The organism is Roseateles koreensis (genome assembly GCF_028595305.1).
GTDB classification, from domain to species: domain Bacteria; phylum Pseudomonadota; class Gammaproteobacteria; order Burkholderiales; family Burkholderiaceae_C; genus Paucibacter_A; species Paucibacter_A koreensis.
Genome location: NZ_JAQQXS010000002.1, coordinates 163,837 through 184,759 on the forward strand (window position 1 = coordinate 163,837; position 20,923 = coordinate 184,759).

Consider the following 20,923-nt stretch of genomic DNA (forward strand, 5'->3'; position numbering starts at 1 on the left):
ATACTCTTTTTCAATCAATCTTCAAAAACTGGACGGGTATCGCGGGAAGGATACCAATAGACCTTGCCTTCGCGCTCTTGCACCTCAAGCTTGGTCAGACCCATGCGACCGCACATGCCGGTCACACAGCGCCCCGTCAAGGGGTCGTACACCGCGCCGTGGATGGAGCACATGATGTAGCGCTTGTCACGGTCTAGAAACTCGCCTTCTTGCCAATCCATCTCGGTAGGCACATGGGCGCAACGATTCAGATACGCCACCACCTGACCGTCAAATCTCAGGGCAAAGGCGCGGGCCGGTTCACGGTACTGAAGCACATCGAAGGCGACCGCACGGCCCCGTTCTTCCAAGGCTTCGCTGGTGCAGACCCACTGCGCTGCGGGTTGGGCGGGGTGCGTTGACTCAGGCATTGCGGATCAACCAATCGTGCAGGTCAGGAACGGAATGGGCAATGTGCAAGGGCCGCAATCCGGCGAAGGTTTCAGGGTCGTGCGCGCCATAGCTGACCCCCACGCTGGCAGCACCGGCATTCAAAGCCATCTGCAGGTCGTGGGTGGTGTCGCCGATCATCAGGGTGCGCTCGGGCTCGGCGCCAAACTCGCGCATTAACTCGTTCAACATGGTGGGATCGGGCTTGCCGGCGGTTTCATCCGCAGTGCGAGTGCCGTCGAACATGCCTTTGAGTTCCACCGTATGCAAGACCTCGTCCAGGCCGCGCCGGCTCTTGCCCGTGGCCACGGCCAGCCAATGGTGTCGCGCCTTCAAGGCAGCCAGCATCTCCAGCGTGCCGTGAAACAGCGTGATTTCGTGCTGCGCGGCAAAGTAGTGGTGGCGGTAGCGCAAGCCCAGCTCGGGATAGCGCTCACGCGCCAAGCCGGGCACCGCGTGCGCCAGGGCCTCTTGCAAACCCATGCCGATGACGTAGCTGGCCGCCTCGTCGCTGGGCCGGGGCAAGCCCAGATCGACCGCCGCCGCCTGAATGCAACGGGTGATCAAGGCGGTGGAGTCAAACAGGGTGCCGTCCCAATCGAAGGCGATCAAGTCAAATTGTTGTGGGCGCATGCGAAAACCAAGGCGAGGGTCAGAAAACAGCAAGTCAAAGGCTCAAAAGTTCAAGGACTCAAATCTTGCAGAAGTTTTTCACATTCAGGCGGCAAGGGCGCTTGCAGCTCCAATTCAAGCTCGGTGGAAGGATGGACAAAGCGTAGGCGCTTGGCGTGCAAAAACATACGCTCGAAACGGTGGGCCCCGCGCGCCATGGCACGGTTGGCTTCAAAGTCACCATATTTGGGATCGCCCACAATCGAATGCCCAGCATGGGCCAGGTGGACGCGAATCTGATGCGTGCGGCCGGTCTTGATAGTTACGTCCAGCAGGCTGGCGCCCTTCAAGCGCTTGAGCACCTTGACCAAGCTGATAGACCGCTTGGCCTGGTCGGCCTGCGGATCGTGAGAGTTTTCAACCGCCCTCACCCAGCGCTCACCGTCGCTGCCGGTGAATTTCAGCAGGGCCACGTCGATCACTTTTTTGTTCTCGGCCCAGTCCCCCCAGACCAGGGCGGCGTAGGTCTTGCCCGTCTCGCGTTCACGAAACTGTTCCTGCAGGGCCACCAGGGCGCTGCGCTTTTTGGCGATCAGCAGCAGCCCAGAGGTTTCTTTGTCCAGTCGGTGCACCAACTCCAAAAACTTGGCCTCGGGCCGGGCCTGGCGAAGTTGCTCGATCACACCAAAGCTCACCCCTGACCCACCGTGAACGGCCACGCCGGCAGGTTTGTTGATGGCGATCAGATGATCATCTTCGAACAGCACCGGAAACTCGCGCGCCGGCACAAACTCCCGCGCGGCCGCTTCGACCCGCTCCGGCAGGCGCACCGGCGGAATGCGCACTTCATCCCCCAACTCCAGCCGGGTATCGGCATGGGCACGCCCCTTGTTGACCCGCACTTCCCCGGCACGGATGACGCGGTACACATGCGTTTTGGGCACGCCTTTGAGTTCGCGGAGCAAAAAATTATCCAGGCGCTGCCCCGCCGAGCCTTCGTCCACGATGACGCGGCGAACGGCCGGCGCCACAGCGGGAGTGGGGGAGGCAGGTGGTTTGGGCGACACGGGCACGCTTGCCTGTGCCCGAGCCACAGGCTGGGGATTCGCCCGTTGCGCCCTGGGCGCCGCCGCAGCGCCTGCCCGTGAAGTTGGCGAGCGCTCACCGCGCCCTTTGTCATGGGTGCGCACCGCAGCCCCGCCGGAAGTGCTTTTTCTGCGGGTTTTTTCGGCGGCAGGCGCGCTGGCTTTCGCCCTTATAATGTTGCTCACCACGTAACCGCCGTAAGTATTTGATTTTTTTAATTTTACCCGGCGCGGGGCATGCCCGGCGAAGGGGCTGTACAAGCGGCGAGCAAGTGGTACACCGGGACAAAGAATTTTGCCCCGGTGAAAATAGGTGATGCAACGCGCATCAATCGGCAGAGGGCCTTGTCCCCAAGTGACAAGGCGGCTTCCGGTGTTGCGTGGCAGAGCAATGTAGAACGAACCACGCCGGGCAGCATCCGACTGAAGATGATGCTGCCGGGTACAGACAAGGTATTCAAAGGCATGAGGCTGGTCGATCCATGATCGGACCGTCTTGTGCCAGCGTCCAGCAGTCCTCCCCGCAGATGATTCCCTTCACTCCCCTCATCACCCCCCACCGCCCTTGTGCGCAGCCCCGGCCAGACGCCGGCGAGGCTGCTGTGCTTGGCCGTGGCCGGGCCGCGCTGCAGCAACGGGGTTTGACCCGTGCAGCGCGTTCATGGGAACAGGCATCTGCGCCACCTGCTGAGCCGCACGCGCCAACGCTGACCACCTGATCGACTTCGGTTTTTCGACGTCGAATCCACGGCCAGTCCAGGGCGGTTCCTTCCTCGGTTCCTCCAACATTGCCCGTGCATCTGGTGTTGCCGTTTGGGTGCGAATCCAAGCGGTGACTTGATGCTGCGTGCCCTCGACAACGGCTGAAATGCCCCGGGCGGCGCGCGAGGAGTGATGTCAATGAAACGCATGCTGATCAATGCGACGCAGCCGGAAGAACGGCGCCTCGCAATCGTTGATGGCCAGAAACTGCTCGATTTCGAAACCGAAATCGAAGGCCGCGAACAACGAAAAGGCAATATTTACAAAGCCGTCGTCACACGCGTCGAGCCCTCGCTCGAAGCCTGTTTCGTCGATTACGGCGAAGACCGCCACGGTTTCCTGCCCTTCAAGGAAGTGGCCCGCCAGTACTTCCGCGAAGGCGTGGACGTGCGCACCGCCCGCGTGCAAGATGCCATCAAAGAGGGCCAGGAACTGCTGGTTCAAGTTGAAAAAGAAGAGCGCGGCAACAAGGGCGCAGCCCTGACCACCTTTGTCTCGCTGGCCGGCCGCTATCTGGTGTTGATGCCCAACAACCCCCGCGGCGGTGGCGTTTCGCGCCGCATCGAAGGCGAAGACCGTGAAGAGCTGAAAGAAAACCTCGACCAACTCGAGTACCCCAAGGGCATGAGCCTGATCGCTCGCACCGCAGGCATTGGCCGCTCCGCCGCCGAACTGCAGTGGGACCTGAACTACATGCTCAAGCTCTGGACCGCCATCGACGATGCGGCCAAGGGCGGCAAGGGCGCCTACCTGATTTACCAGGAATCCAGCCTGGTGATCCGCGCCATTCGCGACTATTTCACCGCCGATGTCGGTGAAATCCTGATCGATACGGACGACCTGTACGAGCAGGCCAGCCAGTTCATGAACCACGTGATGCCCGACCAGGGCCATCGCGTGAAGCGCTATCGCGACGATGCGCCGCTGTTCAGCCGCTTCCAGATCGAGCACCAGATCGAAACCGCCTTCAGCCGCACGGTCAACCTGCCTTCAGGCGGCGCCATCGTGATCGACCACACCGAGGCCCTGGTTTCGGTGGACGTCAACTCGGCCCGCTCCACCCGGGGTGGCGACATCGAAGAAACCGCCACCCGCACCAATCTGGAAGCCGCCGACGAAATCGCACGCCAGATGCGCCTGCGCGACCTGGGCGGCCTGATCGTGGTCGACTTCATCGACATGGAAGAGTCGAAGAACCGCCGCGAAGTCGAGCAGCGCCTGCGTGACGCCCTGCGCCAGGACCGCGCCCGCGTGCAGTTCGCCTCCATCAGCAAGTTCGGCCTGCTGGAGATGAGCCGCCAACGCCTGCGCCCAGCGCTGAGCGAAGGCAACCACATCACCTGCCCGCGTTGCAACGGCACCGGCCACATCCGCGACACCGAGTCCTCGGCGCTGCAGATCCTGCGTATGGTGCAAGAAGAGTCCATGAAGGACAACACCGCCGCCGTGCACGTGCAAGTGCCGGTGGAAGTGACCAGCTTCTTGCTGAACGAAAAGCGCACCGAGATCACCAAGATCGAGTTGAAGCAGCGCGTCACCGTCTTGCTGGTGCCCAACAAGCACCTGGAGACGCCCAACTACAAGCTGGAGCGCCTGCGCCACGACGACCCACGTCTGGAGAACCTGCAAGCCAGCTACACCATGATCGAAGAGCCGCAAGACGAGGTGGGCATCACCCGCCGCAGCGACTCCGACAAGGGTCGTAGCAAACAAGAGCCTGTCATCAAGGGTATCTTGCCCGAGCAGCCCGCGCCCATGCCCGTGGCGGCTCCGCCCAAGGCGGCACCCGCGGCTGCACCAGTGGCCGTGGCGGCAGCCCCGGCTTCGAGCGGCGGCTTCTTCGGCTGGATCAAGGGGCTGTTTGGCGCACCGGCGCCCGCCCCTGTGGCAACGCCGGCAACCGAAACCAAGCCCACCAACGGCGAGCGCAGCAAGCGTGAAGGCGGCCGTGATGGTGGGCGCGGTGGACGTGATGGTCGCGGCCGCAACGGCGAACGCAATGAGCGCGGCGATCGCAACGCCAAGCGTGACGGCGGACGCGACGGCTCGCGCGGCGACAAGCCTCAAGAAGCCCGTGGCGAGAACGGCCAGCAACGCCCCGAGCGTGGCGAACGTGCTGAACGCGGCGAGCGCAATGAACGAGGTGGCAACCGCCGCAACGAGCGTGGCGAGCGTTCGGAGGCCAAGCCCGATACCACCGTGGCCAACGCTGAAGGCCGCAACACTGAGCGCACAGAACGTGGCGAGCGCGGTGATCGCACTGAGCGCAACGAAGGCGGCCGCCGCCCTCGCGGTGAACGCCAGCCACGCGGCGAGCGCACGGAAGAGCAGCAAAGCGCAGCCGCGCTAGGCTTGAACGCGCCAGCCGATGTGACAGCCAATGCCTTTGTGGACACACAAGGCGCCCCTGCAGGCCTCGACGGTTCGGAGGGCCAACGCGCCGGCAATGATGCCAACGGCGAAGCAGGCAGCGAAGAGCGCCAAGGCCGTGGCCGCCGCCGCCGCCGTGGTGGCCGCGACCGTGAAGACGGCCGCACCACCAACGAAGCGGGCGAAGATCAAGCCCAAGCCGCTGGTGACACTGGTGAAAATGGCGCGGCACCCGCAACGGCAACTGGCAGCGACGCTGAAGGCGAAAACGCCCCGACAGCCTCCGCCGCCGAAGGTGACGGCGAAGGCCGTGGCGCACGCGGTGGCCGTCAACGCGGCCGCGACCGTGGCCCCCGTCGTGAACGCAACGCCGAGGACTCAGGCGCTGAAGCCACGCCCGCAACGGCAGCAGCCGCTTCATCGGCCGAGGACGCGGTCTCCGCGGATGTGCCTGCAAACACAGTTGCAAGCGCACCCGCACCCGCAACCGTAGCCGTAGCCACACACGCTGCAGAAACCGCCGTGGTGACGCCGGTCAGCGCAGCCCCTGTGGCAACAGCGCCAATGGCTGAAGCCGCGGCCCCCGTGGCTGCGCCCTTCACCCTGCCGCTGGACGCGCTGCACGCGATTGCAGAAGGCAGCGGTTTGCAATGGGTCAACTCGGACGCCGAGAAGATTCGCGCCGCCCAGGACGCCATCGCCGCCGAGCCCAAGCCCGTGCACGTGCCCCGCGAGCCCAAGCCTGCGGTGGTGCTGGACGAAGGCCCGCTAGTGCTGGTTGAGACCAAGAAAGACTTGGCCCAGATCAAGCTGCCTTTCGAGGCCTGATCCCAGCTCGACCCGCGACGAGCCGGCGCCGCGCCAGCCCGTCCCCAACGCCGCCCTGGCTGAATCGCCGGGCGGCGTTTTCTTTTGGACAAAGGCCAAGAGGAATGCTGCGCTCCGCACGGTGGCTCTCACAGCCCCCCTTGGCGGGGCTTCGTACATTCACCGGCCAGAAGGCCCCGCCCTGTGCGCTACAGTGCGCCCTTCCCTATTTCACAAGGCCCCGCATCACCCTCTGATCGGGATCGATCAATGGCCCGCGGCCAACCGCTGCGGGCGCTTTTTTCCCATCCTTCGCCTGGAACGACCCTCATGACCCACAAGGCCACGCCCGCGCTGCCTCAAATGCCGCCACAAATTCCCTACATCATCGGCAACGAGGGCTGCGAGCGCTTCAGCTTCTACGGCATGCGCAACATCCTGACGGTGTTCCTGATGAGCAGCTTGCTGCTGTCCATCCCAGAGCCGTTGCGCAAAGGCGAAGCCAAGGATGTATTCCATACCTTCGTGATCGGGGTGTACTTCTTTCCGCTGCTAGGCGGCTGGTTGTCGGACCGCTTCTTCGGCAAGTACAACACCATTTTCTGGCTCAGCTTGGTGTACTGCGCCGGGCACGCCTGCCTGGCGCTGTTTGAAGACAATCTGCGGGGTTTCTATTTCGGCCTATTTCTGATTGCCCTGGGCTCAGGCGGCATCAAGCCGCTGGTCAGCGCCTTTGTGGGCGATCAATTCGACAAGAACAACCGGTCGCTCGCGCAGAAGGTGTTCGACGGCTTCTACTGGATCATCAACTTCGGCAGCTTCTTCGCCTCGCTGCTGATGCCCCTATTCCTCAAGCAATTCGGCGGCAGCGTGGCCTTCGGCATTCCCGGTGTGTTCATGTTCATCGCCACCCTGGTGTTCTGGTCAGGGCGCAAAAAATATGTGCACGTCGCGCCAACGGCTGGGCAAGACCCCAACAGCTTTCTCAAGGTCATTCGCACCGCCTTGAGCGCCCCTGGCGCAGGCCGCCACGGCCTCTGGCTGGCCTTGACGGGTGCGGCGCTGGCTGTGTTCAGCCTGACGCAATACACCGCTCTGGGCATCGTGCCAGCACTGTGCTGCGCCTTGGTGCTGGTGATGGGCTTCGGCGGTGCGGGCGCCTGGTTGCAGTTGGACCGCGCCACAGCGAAACATGGCGCCGAAGCCGTTGCGGGCGTGCGCACCGTCTTGCGCCTGCTGGTGCTGTTCGCGTTGGTCACCCCCTTCTGGTCGCTGTTCGACCAGAAGGCCTCCACCTGGGTCCTGCAAGCCGACCAAATGAGCAAGCCGGGGTGGTTTCAATCGTCCATGATGCAGGCCCTGAACCCGCTGCTGGTGATGGCGCTGATCCCCTTTAACAACCTGGTGCTCTATCCCTTGCTGGGCCGCCTGGGGCTGCGCATCACCGCCTTGCGGCGCATGGGCGCCGGCATCGCCTTTGCCGGCGTGGCCTTCTTCGTGGTGGCAGGCTTTCAGCTGTGGCTGGACTCGGCGCACAGTGTCAGCATCGTCTGGCAGATCCTGCCCTACGCCTTGCTCACCTTTGGCGAAGTGTTGGTCTCGGCCACTGGGCTGGAGTTCGCCTACAGCCAAGCGCCACTGGCCATGAAGGGCGTGATTACCAGTTTCTGGAATCTCTCGGTAACCGTTGGCAATCTGTGGGTGCTACTGTCCAACGCCAGCGTCAAGGGCCCCACCCTCACCGCCTACATCCAGAGGACCGGCACCAGCGTCACGGCCTTCCAAATGTTCTTCTTCGCAGGCTTCGCCCTGTTGGCCGCCTTGCTGTTCGCGCTGTATGCGCGAGGCTACGAGATGCAGGACAACTATCGCAATTGAGTGGCTGCGCGTGATGAGAGCGCGCGCATTTTATGAAGCAGGCGTCAGATGCCCTAGCCTCCCGGCGAGGGGCTCAAGCCAAGCGTTCAACCGCCGCCAGATAGCGCGCATTGCGCATCAATTCGTCCCAGGTCAGCGGCACGGTTTGGGGTAGCAAGTCGAGGCGGCGCGATTCGCTGTCGGGTTCGGGTGTCCAGCGGCCATCCAACTCGGCGGCAGCCAAGCCAGCGAGCAACTCGTCAATCGCAGCACCGCCGTCCACGGCCGACTGATTGCACAACAGCACCAAGTCGCAACCGGCCTGCAAGGCAGCAAGGGCCGCCTCGGTATAGCCAATCGCCCTACCCTCCAACACGCGGGCACCGGCCATGCCTAAGTCGTCGCTGAAGATGGCGCCGCCGAAGCCCAGCTTGTCACGCAAGATTTCTTGCAACCAACGGGCGCTGAAGCCGGCCGGGCGGCTGTCTACCTTGGGGTAGATCACATGGGCGGGCATCACGGCAGACAGGCTCAGGCTCAACCACTCAAAGGGTTTGGCGTCAGCCGCCAAAATGGCTTTCAGACTGCGCTTGTCTACCGGCACGTCCACGTGGCTGTCGGCCTTCACAAAGCCATGGCCCGGGAAGTGCTTGCCGCAACTGCTCATGCCGGCCAGCAGCAGGCCTTGCATCAGGCTCTTGGCCAGCAGGCTGACAACACGCGGGTCGCTGTGGAAGGCGCGCTCGCCGATGATGCTGGTGTTGCCCACGTCCAAATCAAGCACCGGCGTAAAGCTGAAGTCCACGCCGCAGGCCCGCAGCTCTGCCGCGAGCACAAACCCGCTGGCCGTTGCGGCCTCGGTGGCACGCATCGCGTCTTGCATCCATAACTCGCCAAGTGAGCGCATGGCGGGCAGATGAGTAAAGCCATCGGTGCGGAAGCGCTGCACGCGGCCGCCTTCGTGGTCTACGGCGATGAGAATGTCAGGACGCAAGGCCTTGATGCTGGAGGTCAAAGCCACCAGTTGGGCCCGGCTCTCGAAATTGCGCGCAAACAGAATCAGGCCGCCAACCAGGGGGTGACTCAGGCGTTGAGCCTCCGCCGCGGTCAGGCTCAGGCCAGCAACATCCAGCACAACGGGAGCATGGTGTTTATCGAGCATCTTCAATCCTTGGTTTCCACCACCACAAAGGCGGCTGCATAGTCGATTTCATCGCTCACGCTGACATGGGCCCTCAGCCCCTTGGCTTCAAACCAGAGTGCTAACTCGCCATGTAAGCGGATCTCGGGCTTGCCGCTGACCGCTTTGACGATCTCGCAATCCCGCCAGGTCATGGGCATGCGCATGCCCATCCCAATCGCCTTGGAAAAGGCCTCCTTGGCTGAAAAGCGGGTGGCCAGATAACTCACACCCCGCTCAGCCACTCGGGCACTGCGCTCACGAAACACAGCCAACTCATGTGGACCCAACACCTTCTCGGCAAAGCGTTCACCCCGCCGTACCAGGGTATCGCGGATACGGCGGATGTCGCAGATGTCGGTACCGATGCCGTAGATCATGATGCTATTTCCAGCGCAGGCCACCCCAGCACTTCATTGCGATGACGCTGGCCGTCCAACTCAAACCAGCACTCGCCCCAGGCTTGCCCGCCCTCACGGCGATAAAAACGCAAGGCACCCGTATTGCCCTCCCAGGCGCTGAGCCAAAGGGCGCGCTCGGGCCATGTTTGCCGAGCTTGACGCAGCAGGCGGGTGCCCAGGCCATGGCCCACACACGGTGGCGCGATGTAGAGGCGCTGCAACTCCACGGCAGACTCTTCACCCAAGGGCAGGTCCACCGGGCATTCAGTCGCCTCGCTGAGCTGTGCCCAACCCTGCAATATCTCACTCTGCTCCACGACCCAATGGCGGCCTAGATCCAACGCGCGACGCAAGGCCTGCTCGTCAAATGCATCGCGCAAGTAGGACGCAATGGCCTCGCTAACACCTTGGCCAGCATAGCTGTCCAGCCAGACCCAGCGCGCCAGCGCGGCGATGCGGGCGGCGTCCGCAGGCCGGCCGGGACGCATCTGCGGGGCGGCCATGCCCATCAGGCGTAGGCCTTTTGAATGCAACGCTGGTACTCGCGCACCGTCTCGGTATAGCCCAGTTCCAGGGCGTCTGCGATCAGAGCGTGGCCGATGGACACTTCTTGAACGCCGGGCACGGCGCGCAGAAAGTCGGCGAGGTTGTCGCGGTTCAAGTCATGGCCGGCGTTCACGCCCAGGCCCACGGCCAATGCCGCCTGGGCGGTGCGGGTAAAGCCTGCCAGCACCTCGGCTTGGCGTGCGGTGCCATGTGTGCTGGCGTAGGTTTCGGTGTAAAGCTCAACCCGATCGGCGCCCAGCTCGGCCACATAGGCCATGGCCTCGGGCGTAGGGTCCATGAACAGGCTGACACGTACGCCCAGGGCCTGGGCTTCGGCCACCAGGGGCTTCAGGCGCGCCATATCGGCGGGAAACTGCCAGCCGTGGTCGGAGGTGAATTGGTCCTCGCTGTCAGGCACAAAGGTCACTTGATGGGGGCGCAGCTCGCGCACATAGTCCATCAGGTTCTGGGTCGGATTGCCTTCGATGTTGTATTCCACCTGGGGCCAGTCGCGGCGCAGCAGCTCGGCCAAGTCATGCACGTCCTGCGTGCGCACATGGCGGGCGTCCGGCCGCGGGTGCACGGTGATGCCTTGTGCGCCGGCCAGCAAGCAGGCTTCGGCCGCACGCAACACGCTGGGAATGCCCAAATGCCGGGTATTGCGCAGCAAGGCCACCTTGTTGACGTTGACCGACAAGGCACAGCGGCCGCCGGCAGCATGGTGGGCGTTGGACTCGGGCGCGATCAAGGGATTCATGAACGGGTCTCTCTTCTTCTCGTCATTCAATCAATGAGTTTTTGCACGTCCACCATCACCTGGCGGGTGCGCAAGGGCTTTTGCCCCAGATGATAGTGAAGCAGACCGCGCAGGGCGGAGCGCAAGGGCGGCAGGCTCGCCGCACAGGCGTATTGCAACGCGGCGCTGCTGCCGTGTAGCAAGGCCGCTTGCAGCTGGATCAGGCTGGCGCCGCTGAAGGCCGCGGCCTCGCCGGTATGGGGCAACACGCCGGCCTCGGCGCTGAGCATATAAAACCTGGCCTCATCCACGGGTGCCTGGGTGATGGTGGACAGGCTCAGGTCGGGCAGCAACCCCATTTCCAGCAACAGTCGCAATTCAAAGGCGCGCAGCGCTGCCTGCGAAGCGGCGTCCTCCTTGGCGTGCAACTGCGGCAGGGTGTCGGCGTAGGCATCGAAAAGCTGGGGATGAGCATCCTGCCGGACCAGCAACTTGAGCAGCAACTCATTGAGGTAATAACCCGAAAACAGCGCGGCACCTACCGGCATTGTCATGCCCCCGGCCCATTCAGCGCCGCGCAGGGTAAGCACCTCGGCACTGCCGCCGTCTGCTGTCTTGCCCGGCTTGGACAAGGTCACCTGAATGCGTTGAAACGGCAACAACACCGCACGCAATTGAGAGTATGGCCGCTTGGCGCCCTTGGCCACCACGGCAATACGGCCCTGCTCACGGGTGAACAAATCCAGCACCAGACTGGTTTCGCTCCAGTTGTACTGATGCAGAACAAAGGCTTGCTGAACGGCCGGTGGGCGCGCGACGCGGGCCATCAAAGCACTGGCGAGAGCTTAGAACACAAGTTATTACTCGTAGCCGTAGGTGCGCAGATGCTCTTCCGTGTCCGCCCAACCCGACCGCACCTTGACCCATAACTCCAGGAATACACGGCCATCCATCAGATGCTCCAACTCCTGGCGCGCTTCGGAGCCGATACGCTTCAGGCGCTCGCCGCCCTGGCCGATGATCATGCCCTTGTGGGCATCACGCTCGACAACGATGGAGGCGGAGATGCGGCGCAACTCGCCCTCATCTTCCCATTTGTCAATGACCACCGTGGAGGTGTAGGGCAGCTCGTCGCCCGTCAGGCGGAAAAGCTTTTCGCGAATGATTTCACTGGCCAGGAATTTCTCGGAGCGATCGGTCAGCGCATCTTCTTCGTAGAACCAGCCCTGCTCAGGCAGATAAGGCTTGAGAATCTTGAACAGACGAGCTACATCGGCCTCTTTCTTGGCCGACAAAGGCACAAACTCGGCGAAGTTGCGACGCTCTTGCATGCTCTTGAGCCAGGGGGCGAGCTCAGCGCGGCGCTGCACGGCGTCCAGCTTGTTGGCAATCATGACCACTGGCTTGTCTTCGGGCAGCAGGGACAGCACCTTGGCGTCGTCCAGGCCGAAACGTCCCGCTTCCAGCACAAACAGAACCAAATCCACATCGCCCAACACGCCATGCACCGTGCGGTTCAGGGTGCGATTGAGCGCGGCGTTATGTTTGGTCTGAAACCCAGGCGTATCGACGAAGACAAACTGCGCCTCGTCCACGGTGCGCACGCCGGTGATGCGGTGCCGGGTGGTCTGCGCCTTGTCCGAGGTGATGCTCACCTTTTGACCCACCAAGGCATTCAGCAAGGTGGATTTGCCCACATTGGGACGCCCGACAATGGCGATCAGACCGCAGCGTTGTGCCGGGCCCTCGCTGTCAGGGGCGGAGGAAGGCAGTGTGGTTTCGTTCATGGAGTGACAGCGCGAAGCTGTTCCTTAGTCGCGCAAACCGGAGCCCGGCTTGTCACGTGAGATCAATTCATCAAGCATACGCCGTGCCGCATCTTGTTCGGCCACGCGGCGCGAACGGCCTTCGCCCTTTTTGCTCAGGCTCAAGGACGGCACGGCACACTCCACCTCGAAGGTCTGCGCATGCGCCTGCCCCCGAGTTTCGGTGATGGTGTAGGTGGGCACCGCCAACCGGCGGGCTTGCAGCCATTCTTGCAGGGCGGTCTTGGCGTCTTTGCCCCACTGGTCGCCGCTGCTGCCAGCCTGACTGATGACGTCCGCCAGAAGCTTGCGCACCACCTCCAGCGCGGGCGCATAGCCGCCGTCAACAAAAGTGGCACCAATCAGGGCCTCCACCGCGTCAGCCAAGATGGAGGCACGTTGTGCGCCGCCACCCTTGGCCTCGCCGTCGGAGAGGCGCAGCACCCCAGGCAAATCCAGGGTGAGCGCCAGCCGATGCAGGCTGTCTTCGCGCACCATATGGGCGCGGATGCGTGTGAGATCGCCCTCGTCCGAGCCCGAAAAACGCTCATACAGCAGGCTGGACACCGCCAGACTCAGCACCGCATCACCCAGAAATTCAAGCCGCTCGTTGTGATCGACACTGAAACTGCGGTGCGTCAAGGCGCGGGTGAGCAACTCAGGCTTGCTGAATTGATGACCCAAGCGTTGTTGAAGCGTGGCGAGCGACGAAGTCATGTCAAATATGGTCACAAGGAAAAATCAGAGCACGGGTGTCGGGGCCAATCTCTCAGCGCGACCTGCCCTCGAATTTGATCAGCAGGTAAACCGGGCCAGCCAGAGGAATTTCTTTGTCATAGGCAAAGCTGATCAGCACCTTGTCATTCTCTTTGCTGATCTGCAAGTCTTGCGGGCCAATGCTGATGATCGAGTATTCAATCTGCTGGGCACGCGTAAAGGCCTCCCGCACCGCCGGAACGGTTGCCGGGTTCTCCGACGCAATGCGGCCAACGACGCGCTCCAGGGTGTAGTACTCCATCACGGCCGGAAACACCCGCGCCAGAACCACCCCGCCAAAGGCCAGCACCACGGCCCAGAACAACAAGCCCAGCAAGCTGACCCCCCGCTGCGAGCGGCCAATGCCGGTGAACTGCCGAGCTGTCGCTGCACGACCTTGCTGTGCCATGGTAGGGTCCTTGATGTTGATACTGCGCCTTTGATACACCCGTCTCAAACCGTTCTGTCGCTCAATTGAAAGAGCCGATGCGCTTGAGGCTGCCGAAATTCATCCAGACAAAAAAGGCCTTGCCGACAATGTTCTCGTCAGGCACAAAGCCCCAGAAGCGTGAATCGCGGGAATTGTCGCGGTTGTCGCCCAACATGTAGTAGTAGCCTGCGGGCACCTTGCAAGTCACGCCTTCAGGACTGTATTTGCAGTTGTCCTGGAAGGGGAATGCCGTGTCTGCGCGGAACATCGGATGACGCTGTGGGTCCACCAGCAACTTGTGCTCCTTGTCGCCCAGCTTCTCGGTGAACAAGGGCCGGTAGGACATGGAGCTTTCGTCGTAGAAATCGCCCTGAGGCTGAACCTCGGTGGGCTGACCGTTGATGTAGAGCTTCTGGTTCAGGTAGCTGATCTCGTCGCCGGGCACCGCCGCCACGCGCTTGATGAAATCCACACTCGGGTCTGGCGGGAAGCGAAACACCATGACATCGCCACGCTTGACCTCATTGTTAGCGATGATCTTCTTGTTGATCACCGGCAGGCGCACGCCATAGTGGAATTTATTGACCAGGATGAGGTCGCCCACCAGCAGCGTCGGCACCATGGAACCTGAGGGAATCTTGAAGGGTTCGAACAAGAAGGAGCGCAACAAAAAAACGATCAAGATCACCGGGAACAAGCCGGCGGTCCAGTCCATCCACCAAGGTTGGCGCAGGATTTGCTGACGTGCAACTTCGACGTCACCATCGACCCGGGCAATACCTTGTGCGGCCAAGGTCTGGCGGCGCTTGGCATCGTTTTCCAACAATTCAGCCGCCGCCTTGGCCCGCGCCGGCGCGAAATGGAAACGCTCGGCCAGCCAGTAACTCAGCGTGACCACCGTCAAGATGAAGAGTAGAAGCGCGAAGTTGCCACTCCAGTAGCCGGTATACCAGCCGCCCAGGTAAGCCGCGAGGGCTGCGTAGAAAATTCCGGTCAGTGCGCTCATCAATCGTAGGGGTCCGGGTTGATTAATCTTCGACTTGCAAAATGGCCAGGAAGGCTTCTTGCGGCACCTCGACGGAGCCCACTTGCTTCATGCGCTTCTTGCCGGCCTTCTGCTTTTCAAGCAACTTGCGCTTGCGCGTGATGTCGCCACCGTAGCATTTTGCCAGCACGTTCTTGCGCAGCGCCTTGATGTTCTCGCGGGCAATGATGTTGGAGCCAATCGCCGCCTGAATCACCACGTCGTACATCTGGCGCGGGATGTGCTCGCGCATCTTGGCAGCCACGCCGCGGCCGCGGAACTGGCTCTGCTGGCGGTGCACGATCAACGACAAAGCATCGACCCGGTCGCCGTTGATCAAGATATCGACCTTCACCACGTCAGAGGCGCGGTACTCCTTGAACTCATAGTCCATGGAGGCATAACCGCGCGAGACGCTCTTGAGTTTGTCGAAGAAGTCCAGCACGATTTCGGCCAGCGGCATCTCATAGGTCAGCATGACCTGGCGGCCGTGGTAAGCCATATTGATCTGGTTGCCGCGCTTCTGATTGGCCAGGGTCATGACCGGACCCACATAGTCTTGCGGCATGTACAGATGCACGGTCACGATGGGCTCGCGAATTTCCTGCATCTGGCCCAGCTCGGGCATCTTAGAGGGGTTCTCAACCTCGATCACCGTGCCGTCGTTCAGCAAGACCTCGTAGACCACGCTGGGTGCCGTCGTGATGAGGTCTTGATCGAACTCGCGCTCCAGCCGCTCTTGCACAATTTCCATGTGCAAGAGGCCCAAAAAGCCGCAACGGAAGCCAAAGCCCAGCGCCTGCGACACCTCGGGCTCATAGCGCAGCGAGGAGTCGTTGAGCTTGAGCTTTTCCAACGCGTCGCGCAGTTGGTCGTACTCGCTGGCCTCGGTCGGGTACAGGCCAGCAAAAACCTGGGGTTGAATTTCCTTGAAACCGGGCAAGGCCTCCAGCGCCGGGCCCAGGTTGTTGGGCAACTTCTTTTCGAGCGTGATGGTGTCGCCGACCTTGGCGGCCTGCAACTCCTTGATGCCGGCGATGATGAAGCCCACCTCGCCTGCGTTGAGCTGATCACGCTTCTCGGACTTGGGCGCGAACACACCCAGATGCTCGGCCGGGTAGATCGCGTTGGAGGCCATCATGCGGATGCGCTCGCCCTTTTTGAGGGTGCCGTCCACCACACGCACCAGCATCACCACGCCCACATAGGCGTCGTACCAGCTGTCGATGATCATGGCGCGCAGCGGCGCATCGACCACACCTTGGGGCGGGGGCATGCGCTCAATCACGGCCTCGATGATTTCGTCGATGCCCATGCCGGTCTTGGCGCTGCACGGGATGGCGTTGGTGGCATCGATGCCGATCACGTCCTCGATCTCTGCCTTGGCGTTGTCGGGGTCGGCACTGGGCAAGTCCATCTTGTTCAGCACCGGCACCACTTCCACGCCCAAGTCGAGCGCGGTGTAGCAGTTGGCCACGGTCTGCGCCTCCACACCCTGGCTGGCATCCACCACCAGCAGCGCACCCTCGCAGGCCGACAGCGAGCGGCTGACTTCATAAGAGAAGTCTACGTGCCCGGGCGTGTCGATCAGGTTGAGGTTGTAGGTCTTGCCGTCTTTGGCCGTGTACTGCAGGGACGCGGTCTGGGCCTTGATGGTGATGCCGCGCTCGCGCTCGATGTCCATCGAGTCCAGCACCTGCGCTTCCATCTCACGGTCCGACAGACCGCCACAGCGTTGAATGATGCGGTCCGCCAGCGTGCTCTTGCCGTGGTCGATGTGGGCGATGATGGAGAAATTGCGGATGTGATTCATGGACTCAAACGCGGTCTGAGCGACCGTAGACTTCAACGGCGAAACCGTTGCAGGAAAGGCTCATATCGCGCAGCGATGTGAAGGCCCGACAGGGCGGCGCCGAACATAAAAAAAAGGCACGTCGAAACGGTGACGCGCCTTCCAACAAAACGTATGGCAACTGCTTGTTGGGCTTCCATTGTAGCGAAAAGCCCCGTTCTGGAAACCGCGCTGGCAGGGGATTCCCGGTCGTTGCGGCTCGCCAACAGCAAAGTTATCAACAACTTACTCACAATCGAATGAGAGCAACTTGTGAATAAGTTCAAGCTTGAAGCCCATGGGCGCAGCCGCCCCTCTTTTGCATTGCGTCAGCCATGCAAAGAGTGCACACAAGGATTGAATTCTATCTGATAGCGCCAAGAATCCCGCATTTTGAACACGAAGTCAGTGTCTGCACACGTGAGATTTATGCGCAGTTCAGCCTTTTCGAGCCACCACTCCAATCCGTCAGCGCCCTCAAGCAGGGCGCCGGATTTTTCACGATGAGGAAAGACCCGCCGCGCAAGTCCCCCATCGCTCGGCTCTGTCAGCGGCCTTTTTCACACAACCGAGCGCCGGACCGAGCCCCCCGAACCACGCAATGCAGCACCTCAGCGCACGGGGTGCAACAGCACAAAGCTCACCACGTCGTCGCGCCGCACCACCAGATTGATGACCTTGGCTTTTTCCGATTTAGCCAGTTGCGCCTGGAATTGCTTGATGCTGCCGATTTCAACGTTATCCACCGACAAGATCAGATCCCCTTCACGCAAGCCGGCACGGGCCGCAGGCCCCGTCACCGTGTCCACGCGAACGCCAGCACGCAGCTTCAGTTCTTTCTTTTGCGCCTCAGTCAGTTCCGACACCTGCAGGCCCAAAGCCGCCGAGGTGGTGGGCGCCGTCTTGGTTTCGGCATCTGCGGCACGTGCTTGCTTGTCGCTGGGCATTTCCGCAATCACAACGCTCAAGTCTTTGTATGCACCGCGGCGGAAAACTTGCACCGCCGCCTTGGACCCCGGCTTGAGGGCCGCGACAACCCGGCGCAGGTCGCTGGCCTTCTCGATCACCTTGCCGTCGAACTTGGTGATGACGTCACCGCCCTCAATGCCCGCCTTTTCCGCGGCACCGCCTGCCGTCACGCTGCGAATCACTGCACCCGTGGGCTTGCCCAAGCCGATGGATTCGGCCACCTCTTTGCTCAGGTCGTCAGGCGCAACGCCAATGAAACCCCGCACCACTTTGCCGTTAGCACGCAGTTGATCAGAGACCCGAATGGCCTCATCAATCGGGATGGCGAAGGAGATGCCCATGAAGCCGCCCGACTGGCTATAGATTTGCGAGTTGATACCCACCACCTCGCCGCGCATATTCAGCAAAGGGCCGCCGGAATTGCCGGGATTGATCGCCACATCGGTCTGAATGAAGGGCAAAAAATCGCCCGTGTCGCGCGCCTTGGCGCTAACGATGCCGGCGGTGACGCTGTTATCGAAGCCAAAGGGCGAGCCGATGGCCATCACCCACTCGCCGACTTTCAAACGGCTGACGTCGCCGATTTTCACGGCCGGCAAACCCGTTGCATCAATCTTGAGCACTGCAACGTCCGTGCGCACATCCGCGCCGATCAGCTTGGCCTTGAACTCACGCTTGTCCGTCAACGTGACGTAGACTTCGTCGGCACCGTTCACCACGTGGGCATTGGTCATCACATAGCCGTCGCCGCTCAAGACAAAGCCTGAGCCGATGCCACGCCGCTGCGGCAGGTCTTCATCGTTGCCACCACGGGGGGTGTTGCGCCGTTGATTGGGCACGGGCAGACCAAAACGACGCAAAAATTCCTGCATCTGCTCATCCATCTCCGGCAAGCCCGCAGCGCTTTGCTTCAAGCGCTCAGAGGTTCGGATATTGACCACGGCTGGCCCCACCTTCTCCACCAATTCAGTGAAGTCCGGCAAGCCTTGCGGCTGCGCCAGCGCCGTTGCAGGCGCCAAGGCCAGATTCAAGGACAGCGAAAGCACCGAGGCCGACAAGAAAACGCGGCCCATCCGCGCGAGGCGCGGGACGGAGCAAGAAACAGGACGAGAAGCAATCAGGGAGGGCATCATCTTTGGACTCAGAGGCTCACAAGGGTTGCAAAAAAGACTTCACCGGAATGCGGAGAGACCGGGATACCGGGACTCCGTTCACGCGGAGTTTACCGAGGGTTCTTCTTGGTGGGCCGAGAACAGGGTCGCGCGCAAGGCACCCCACTGCGCGCCCTGCTGGGCTGCGCTCACAGGCACAAAGTGGTCGGGGCGCCACCAGCGGGCAGGCAGTGGCTGCAAACGCAGCAACATCCAGCGGTCCATATCCATCACCACGCTGACGCGCTGGGGCGAATCGGCGTCTTGATCAAGCCGCACTGAGCTGCGCCAAACCTGGCCATCCCACTGCAGCCGGCAAGCCTGCACCTTGGCCATGCGCCAGGCAAAACCCGCCGACGCGGGCAAAAGGAGGATCAAGCAGGGCCAGAGCGAGGCCTGATGCGCCACGCAAGCCACGCCGGCGCACAGGGCTGCCAGCGCGGCCAAAGCCGCAATCAAGCCCTGCAGCCGGGGCTGGGGATGGATGTCGATACGCAGGGCTGGGGAGCGCCTGCGTGTTGAGTTCAACGATGAGGCCTTGTGGGGCACTTCAGCGCGGGGCGATTCACCAGGCCTTGCCACACAAACCGCCGCTGCTGCGCCACAGATCAGATCTTCTTGAAGATCAGCGTGCCGTTGGTGCCGCCGAAACCGAAGTTGTTCTTCGCGGCGTATTCAATCTCCATCGGACGCGCTTCGTTGGCGCAGTAGTCCAGATCACATTCAGGATCTTGATTGAAGATGTTGATGGTTGGCGGGGCCACCTGGTTGTGAACCGCCAGCACCGTGAACACCGACTCGATGCCCCCTGCCCCGCCGAGCAAGTGCCCTGTCATGGACTTGGTGGAACTGATCACCAGGTTCTTGGCATGGTCGCCAAACGCCAGCTTGATGGCATTGGTTTCGTTCAGGTCGCCCAAAGGCGTTGAGGTGCCATGCGCATTCATGTAATGAATTTGATCGGCATTCAAGCCCGCGTTGCGCAGGGCGGCGCGCATTGAGCGCTTGGGGCCGTCCACGCTGGGCGCGGTCATGTGGTACGCATCGGCACCCATGCCAAAACCAACCAGCTCGGCATAAATTTTGGCGCCGCGCTTCTTGGCATGCTCGTACTCTTCGAGCACCATCACGCCACCGCCCTCACCCAGCACAAAACCATCGCGGTCTTTGTCCCAGGGGCGGGATGCGGTTTTGGGATCGTCGTTGCGCGTGGACAAGGCCCGCGCCGAAGCAAAGCCGCCGATGCCCAGCGGCGACACGGTGGATTCCGCGCCGCCGGCGATCATCACGTCGACGTCGCCGTATTCAATCAAACGCCCTGCCGCTCCGATGGAGTGCAGGCCGGTGGTGCACGCCGTCACGATGGACAGGTTCGGGCCTTGAAAGCCGAACTTGATCGAAACGTGGCCCGAGATCATGTTGATGATCGAGGCTGGCACGAAAAATGGGGAGATGCGGCGCGGCCCGCGCGCCACATATTCAGCATGGGTTTCTTCGATCAGCGGCAAGCCGCCAATGCCCGACCCGACCAGCACGCCAATGCGTTCGGCCTGCTCTTCGGTCAACTGATCGCCTGTCGGCAGACCGGCATCCCGCACCGCTTGAATGGAAGCCGCCAATCCGTAATGGATGAAGCGGTCCATCGTGCGGGCCTCTTTGCTGCTGATGTACTCGGCAATGTCAAAGCCCTTCACCTCACCAGCGAACTGGCAGGCAAAAGCTGAAGCATCAAAACGAGTGATGCGATCAATGCCGGATTGACCAGCCAGGATATTGGCCCAGCCCTCGGCCACCGTGTTACCCACGGGGCTGATCAGACCAAGTCCTGTGACGACAACGCGACGACGGCTCATGCGATAGGGGGATCAGTTGAACGAAGAACCCTGAGCCCGAAGGCTCAGGCAAGGCTTGAACTTAAGCCTTCTGGTGCTTGACAGCGTAGTCGATCGCCAGTTGAACGCTGGTGATCTTCTCGGCTTCTTCATCGGGGATTTCGATGCCGAACTCGTCTTCGAGTGCCATCACCAATTCCACGGTGTCGAGCGAGTCGGCGCCCAGATCGGCCACGAAGGCCTTTTCGTTGGTCACATCGGACTCAGGGACGCCGAGTTGCTCGGCGATGATTTTCTTGACACGTGCTTCGATATCGCTCATGGACTCCTCCGGGAGGGG

Annotated in this window: 20 protein-coding genes; 3 read left to right on the forward strand and 17 right to left on the reverse strand. The window is 61.9% G+C overall.

Annotated features, from left to right (window positions below; all coding sequences use genetic code 11):
• Positions 1-14: 14 nt before the first annotated feature.
• From PRZ01_RS02520 to PRZ01_RS02530, 3 genes are read right to left on the reverse strand one after another with little or no spacing between them, the layout of a single operon-like run.
• Positions 15-410 carry a Rieske (2Fe-2S) protein gene (locus PRZ01_RS02520; protein WP_273595182.1) on the reverse strand — a complete coding sequence of 132 codons (396 nt, stop codon included), beginning with the start codon at positions 408-410 and terminating at the stop codon, positions 15-17.
• On the reverse strand, positions 403-1,062 hold the full coding sequence (locus tag PRZ01_RS02525; RefSeq protein WP_273595183.1) for an HAD family hydrolase: 660 nt from the start codon (positions 1,060-1,062) through the stop codon (positions 403-405). The genes PRZ01_RS02520 and PRZ01_RS02525 overlap by 8 nt, the downstream gene beginning before the upstream one ends.
• Positions 1,063-1,112: 50 nt before the next feature.
• The gene (locus tag PRZ01_RS02530; RefSeq protein ID WP_273595184.1) at positions 1,113-2,114 is read right to left on the reverse strand and encodes an RluA family pseudouridine synthase; all 1,002 of its coding nucleotides are present in this window, start codon (positions 2,112-2,114) and stop codon (positions 1,113-1,115) included.
• A gap of 249 nt (positions 2,115-2,363) precedes the next feature.
• Here PRZ01_RS02530 and PRZ01_RS02535 point away from each other — a divergent pair, with 249 nt between their 5' ends.
• The 3 genes from PRZ01_RS02535 (at position 2,364) to PRZ01_RS02545 (ending at position 7,943) form a co-directional block, all read left to right on the forward strand.
• Positions 2,364-2,612, forward strand: coding sequence for a hypothetical protein (locus PRZ01_RS02535; protein ID WP_273595185.1), 249 nt, complete (start codon positions 2,364-2,366; stop codon positions 2,610-2,612).
• A gap of 414 nt (positions 2,613-3,026) precedes the next feature.
• Positions 3,027-6,086, forward strand: a complete 3,060-nt coding sequence (locus PRZ01_RS02540) for an Rne/Rng family ribonuclease (RefSeq protein ID WP_273595186.1) — start codon at positions 3,027-3,029, stop codon at positions 6,084-6,086.
• Between the two features lie 309 nt (positions 6,087-6,395).
• Positions 6,396-7,943 (forward strand): POT-type proton-dependent oligopeptide transporter, encoded by a 1,548-nt coding sequence (locus PRZ01_RS02545; RefSeq protein ID WP_273595187.1) that lies wholly within the window; start codon positions 6,396-6,398, stop codon positions 7,941-7,943.
• Between the two features lie 73 nt (positions 7,944-8,016).
• Here PRZ01_RS02545 and nagZ read toward each other — a convergent pair whose 3' ends face one another.
• The 14 genes from nagZ to acpP form a co-directional block, all read right to left on the reverse strand.
• The gene (gene nagZ, locus PRZ01_RS02550) at positions 8,017-9,084 is read right to left on the reverse strand and encodes a beta-N-acetylhexosaminidase (RefSeq protein ID WP_273595188.1); all 1,068 of its coding nucleotides are present in this window, start codon (positions 9,082-9,084) and stop codon (positions 8,017-8,019) included.
• Positions 9,085-9,086: 2 nt separating this feature from the next.
• On the reverse strand, positions 9,087-9,482 hold the full coding sequence (acpS, locus tag PRZ01_RS02555; RefSeq protein ID WP_273595189.1) for a holo-ACP synthase: 396 nt from the start codon (positions 9,480-9,482) through the stop codon (positions 9,087-9,089).
• Complete coding sequence (locus tag PRZ01_RS02560) at positions 9,479-10,012, reverse strand: GNAT family N-acetyltransferase (RefSeq protein WP_273595190.1); 534 nt, start codon at positions 10,010-10,012, stop codon at positions 9,479-9,481. The genes acpS and PRZ01_RS02560 overlap by 4 nt, the downstream gene beginning before the upstream one ends.
• The gene (locus PRZ01_RS02565; RefSeq protein ID WP_273595191.1) at positions 10,012-10,806 is read right to left on the reverse strand and encodes a pyridoxine 5'-phosphate synthase; all 795 of its coding nucleotides are present in this window, start codon (positions 10,804-10,806) and stop codon (positions 10,012-10,014) included. The genes PRZ01_RS02560 and PRZ01_RS02565 overlap by 1 nt, the downstream gene beginning before the upstream one ends.
• A gap of 26 nt (positions 10,807-10,832) precedes the next feature.
• A complete protein-coding gene (gene recO, locus PRZ01_RS02570) occupies positions 10,833-11,612 on the reverse strand; it encodes a DNA repair protein RecO (protein WP_273595192.1) in 780 nt (259 codons plus the stop codon).
• A gap of 33 nt (positions 11,613-11,645) precedes the next feature.
• Complete coding sequence (era, locus tag PRZ01_RS02575) at positions 11,646-12,572, reverse strand: GTPase Era (RefSeq protein ID WP_273595193.1); 927 nt, start codon at positions 12,570-12,572, stop codon at positions 11,646-11,648.
• A 24-nt stretch (positions 12,573-12,596) separates the two neighbouring features.
• Positions 12,597-13,307: a ribonuclease III gene (gene rnc, locus PRZ01_RS02580; RefSeq protein WP_273595194.1), complete on the reverse strand. Its 711-nt coding sequence runs from the start codon at positions 13,305-13,307 to the stop codon at positions 12,597-12,599.
• 52 nt (positions 13,308-13,359) lie between these two features.
• Positions 13,360-13,755: a DUF4845 domain-containing protein gene (locus PRZ01_RS02585; protein WP_273595195.1), complete on the reverse strand. Its 396-nt coding sequence runs from the start codon at positions 13,753-13,755 to the stop codon at positions 13,360-13,362.
• A 61-nt stretch (positions 13,756-13,816) separates the two neighbouring features.
• Positions 13,817-14,782 carry a signal peptidase I gene (lepB, locus tag PRZ01_RS02590; RefSeq protein ID WP_273595196.1) on the reverse strand — a complete coding sequence of 322 codons (966 nt, stop codon included), beginning with the start codon at positions 14,780-14,782 and terminating at the stop codon, positions 13,817-13,819.
• Positions 14,783-14,804: 22 nt separating this feature from the next.
• A complete protein-coding gene (gene lepA, locus PRZ01_RS02595; RefSeq protein ID WP_273595197.1) occupies positions 14,805-16,613 on the reverse strand; it encodes a translation elongation factor 4 in 1,809 nt (602 codons plus the stop codon).
• 629 nt (positions 16,614-17,242) lie between these two features.
• Positions 17,243-18,673, reverse strand: coding sequence for a DegQ family serine endoprotease (locus PRZ01_RS02600; protein WP_273595198.1), 1,431 nt, complete (start codon positions 18,671-18,673; stop codon positions 17,243-17,245).
• A gap of 138 nt (positions 18,674-18,811) precedes the next feature.
• Positions 18,812-19,279, reverse strand: coding sequence for a hypothetical protein (locus PRZ01_RS02605; RefSeq protein ID WP_273595199.1), 468 nt, complete (start codon positions 19,277-19,279; stop codon positions 18,812-18,814).
• An 80-nt stretch (positions 19,280-19,359) separates the two neighbouring features.
• On the reverse strand, positions 19,360-20,604 hold the full coding sequence (fabF, locus tag PRZ01_RS02610; protein WP_273595200.1) for a beta-ketoacyl-ACP synthase II: 1,245 nt from the start codon (positions 20,602-20,604) through the stop codon (positions 19,360-19,362).
• Positions 20,605-20,665: 61 nt separating this feature from the next.
• Positions 20,666-20,905 (reverse strand): acyl carrier protein, encoded by a 240-nt coding sequence (gene acpP / locus PRZ01_RS02615; protein ID WP_102767677.1) that lies wholly within the window; start codon positions 20,903-20,905, stop codon positions 20,666-20,668.
• Positions 20,906-20,923: the final 18 nt, after the last annotated feature.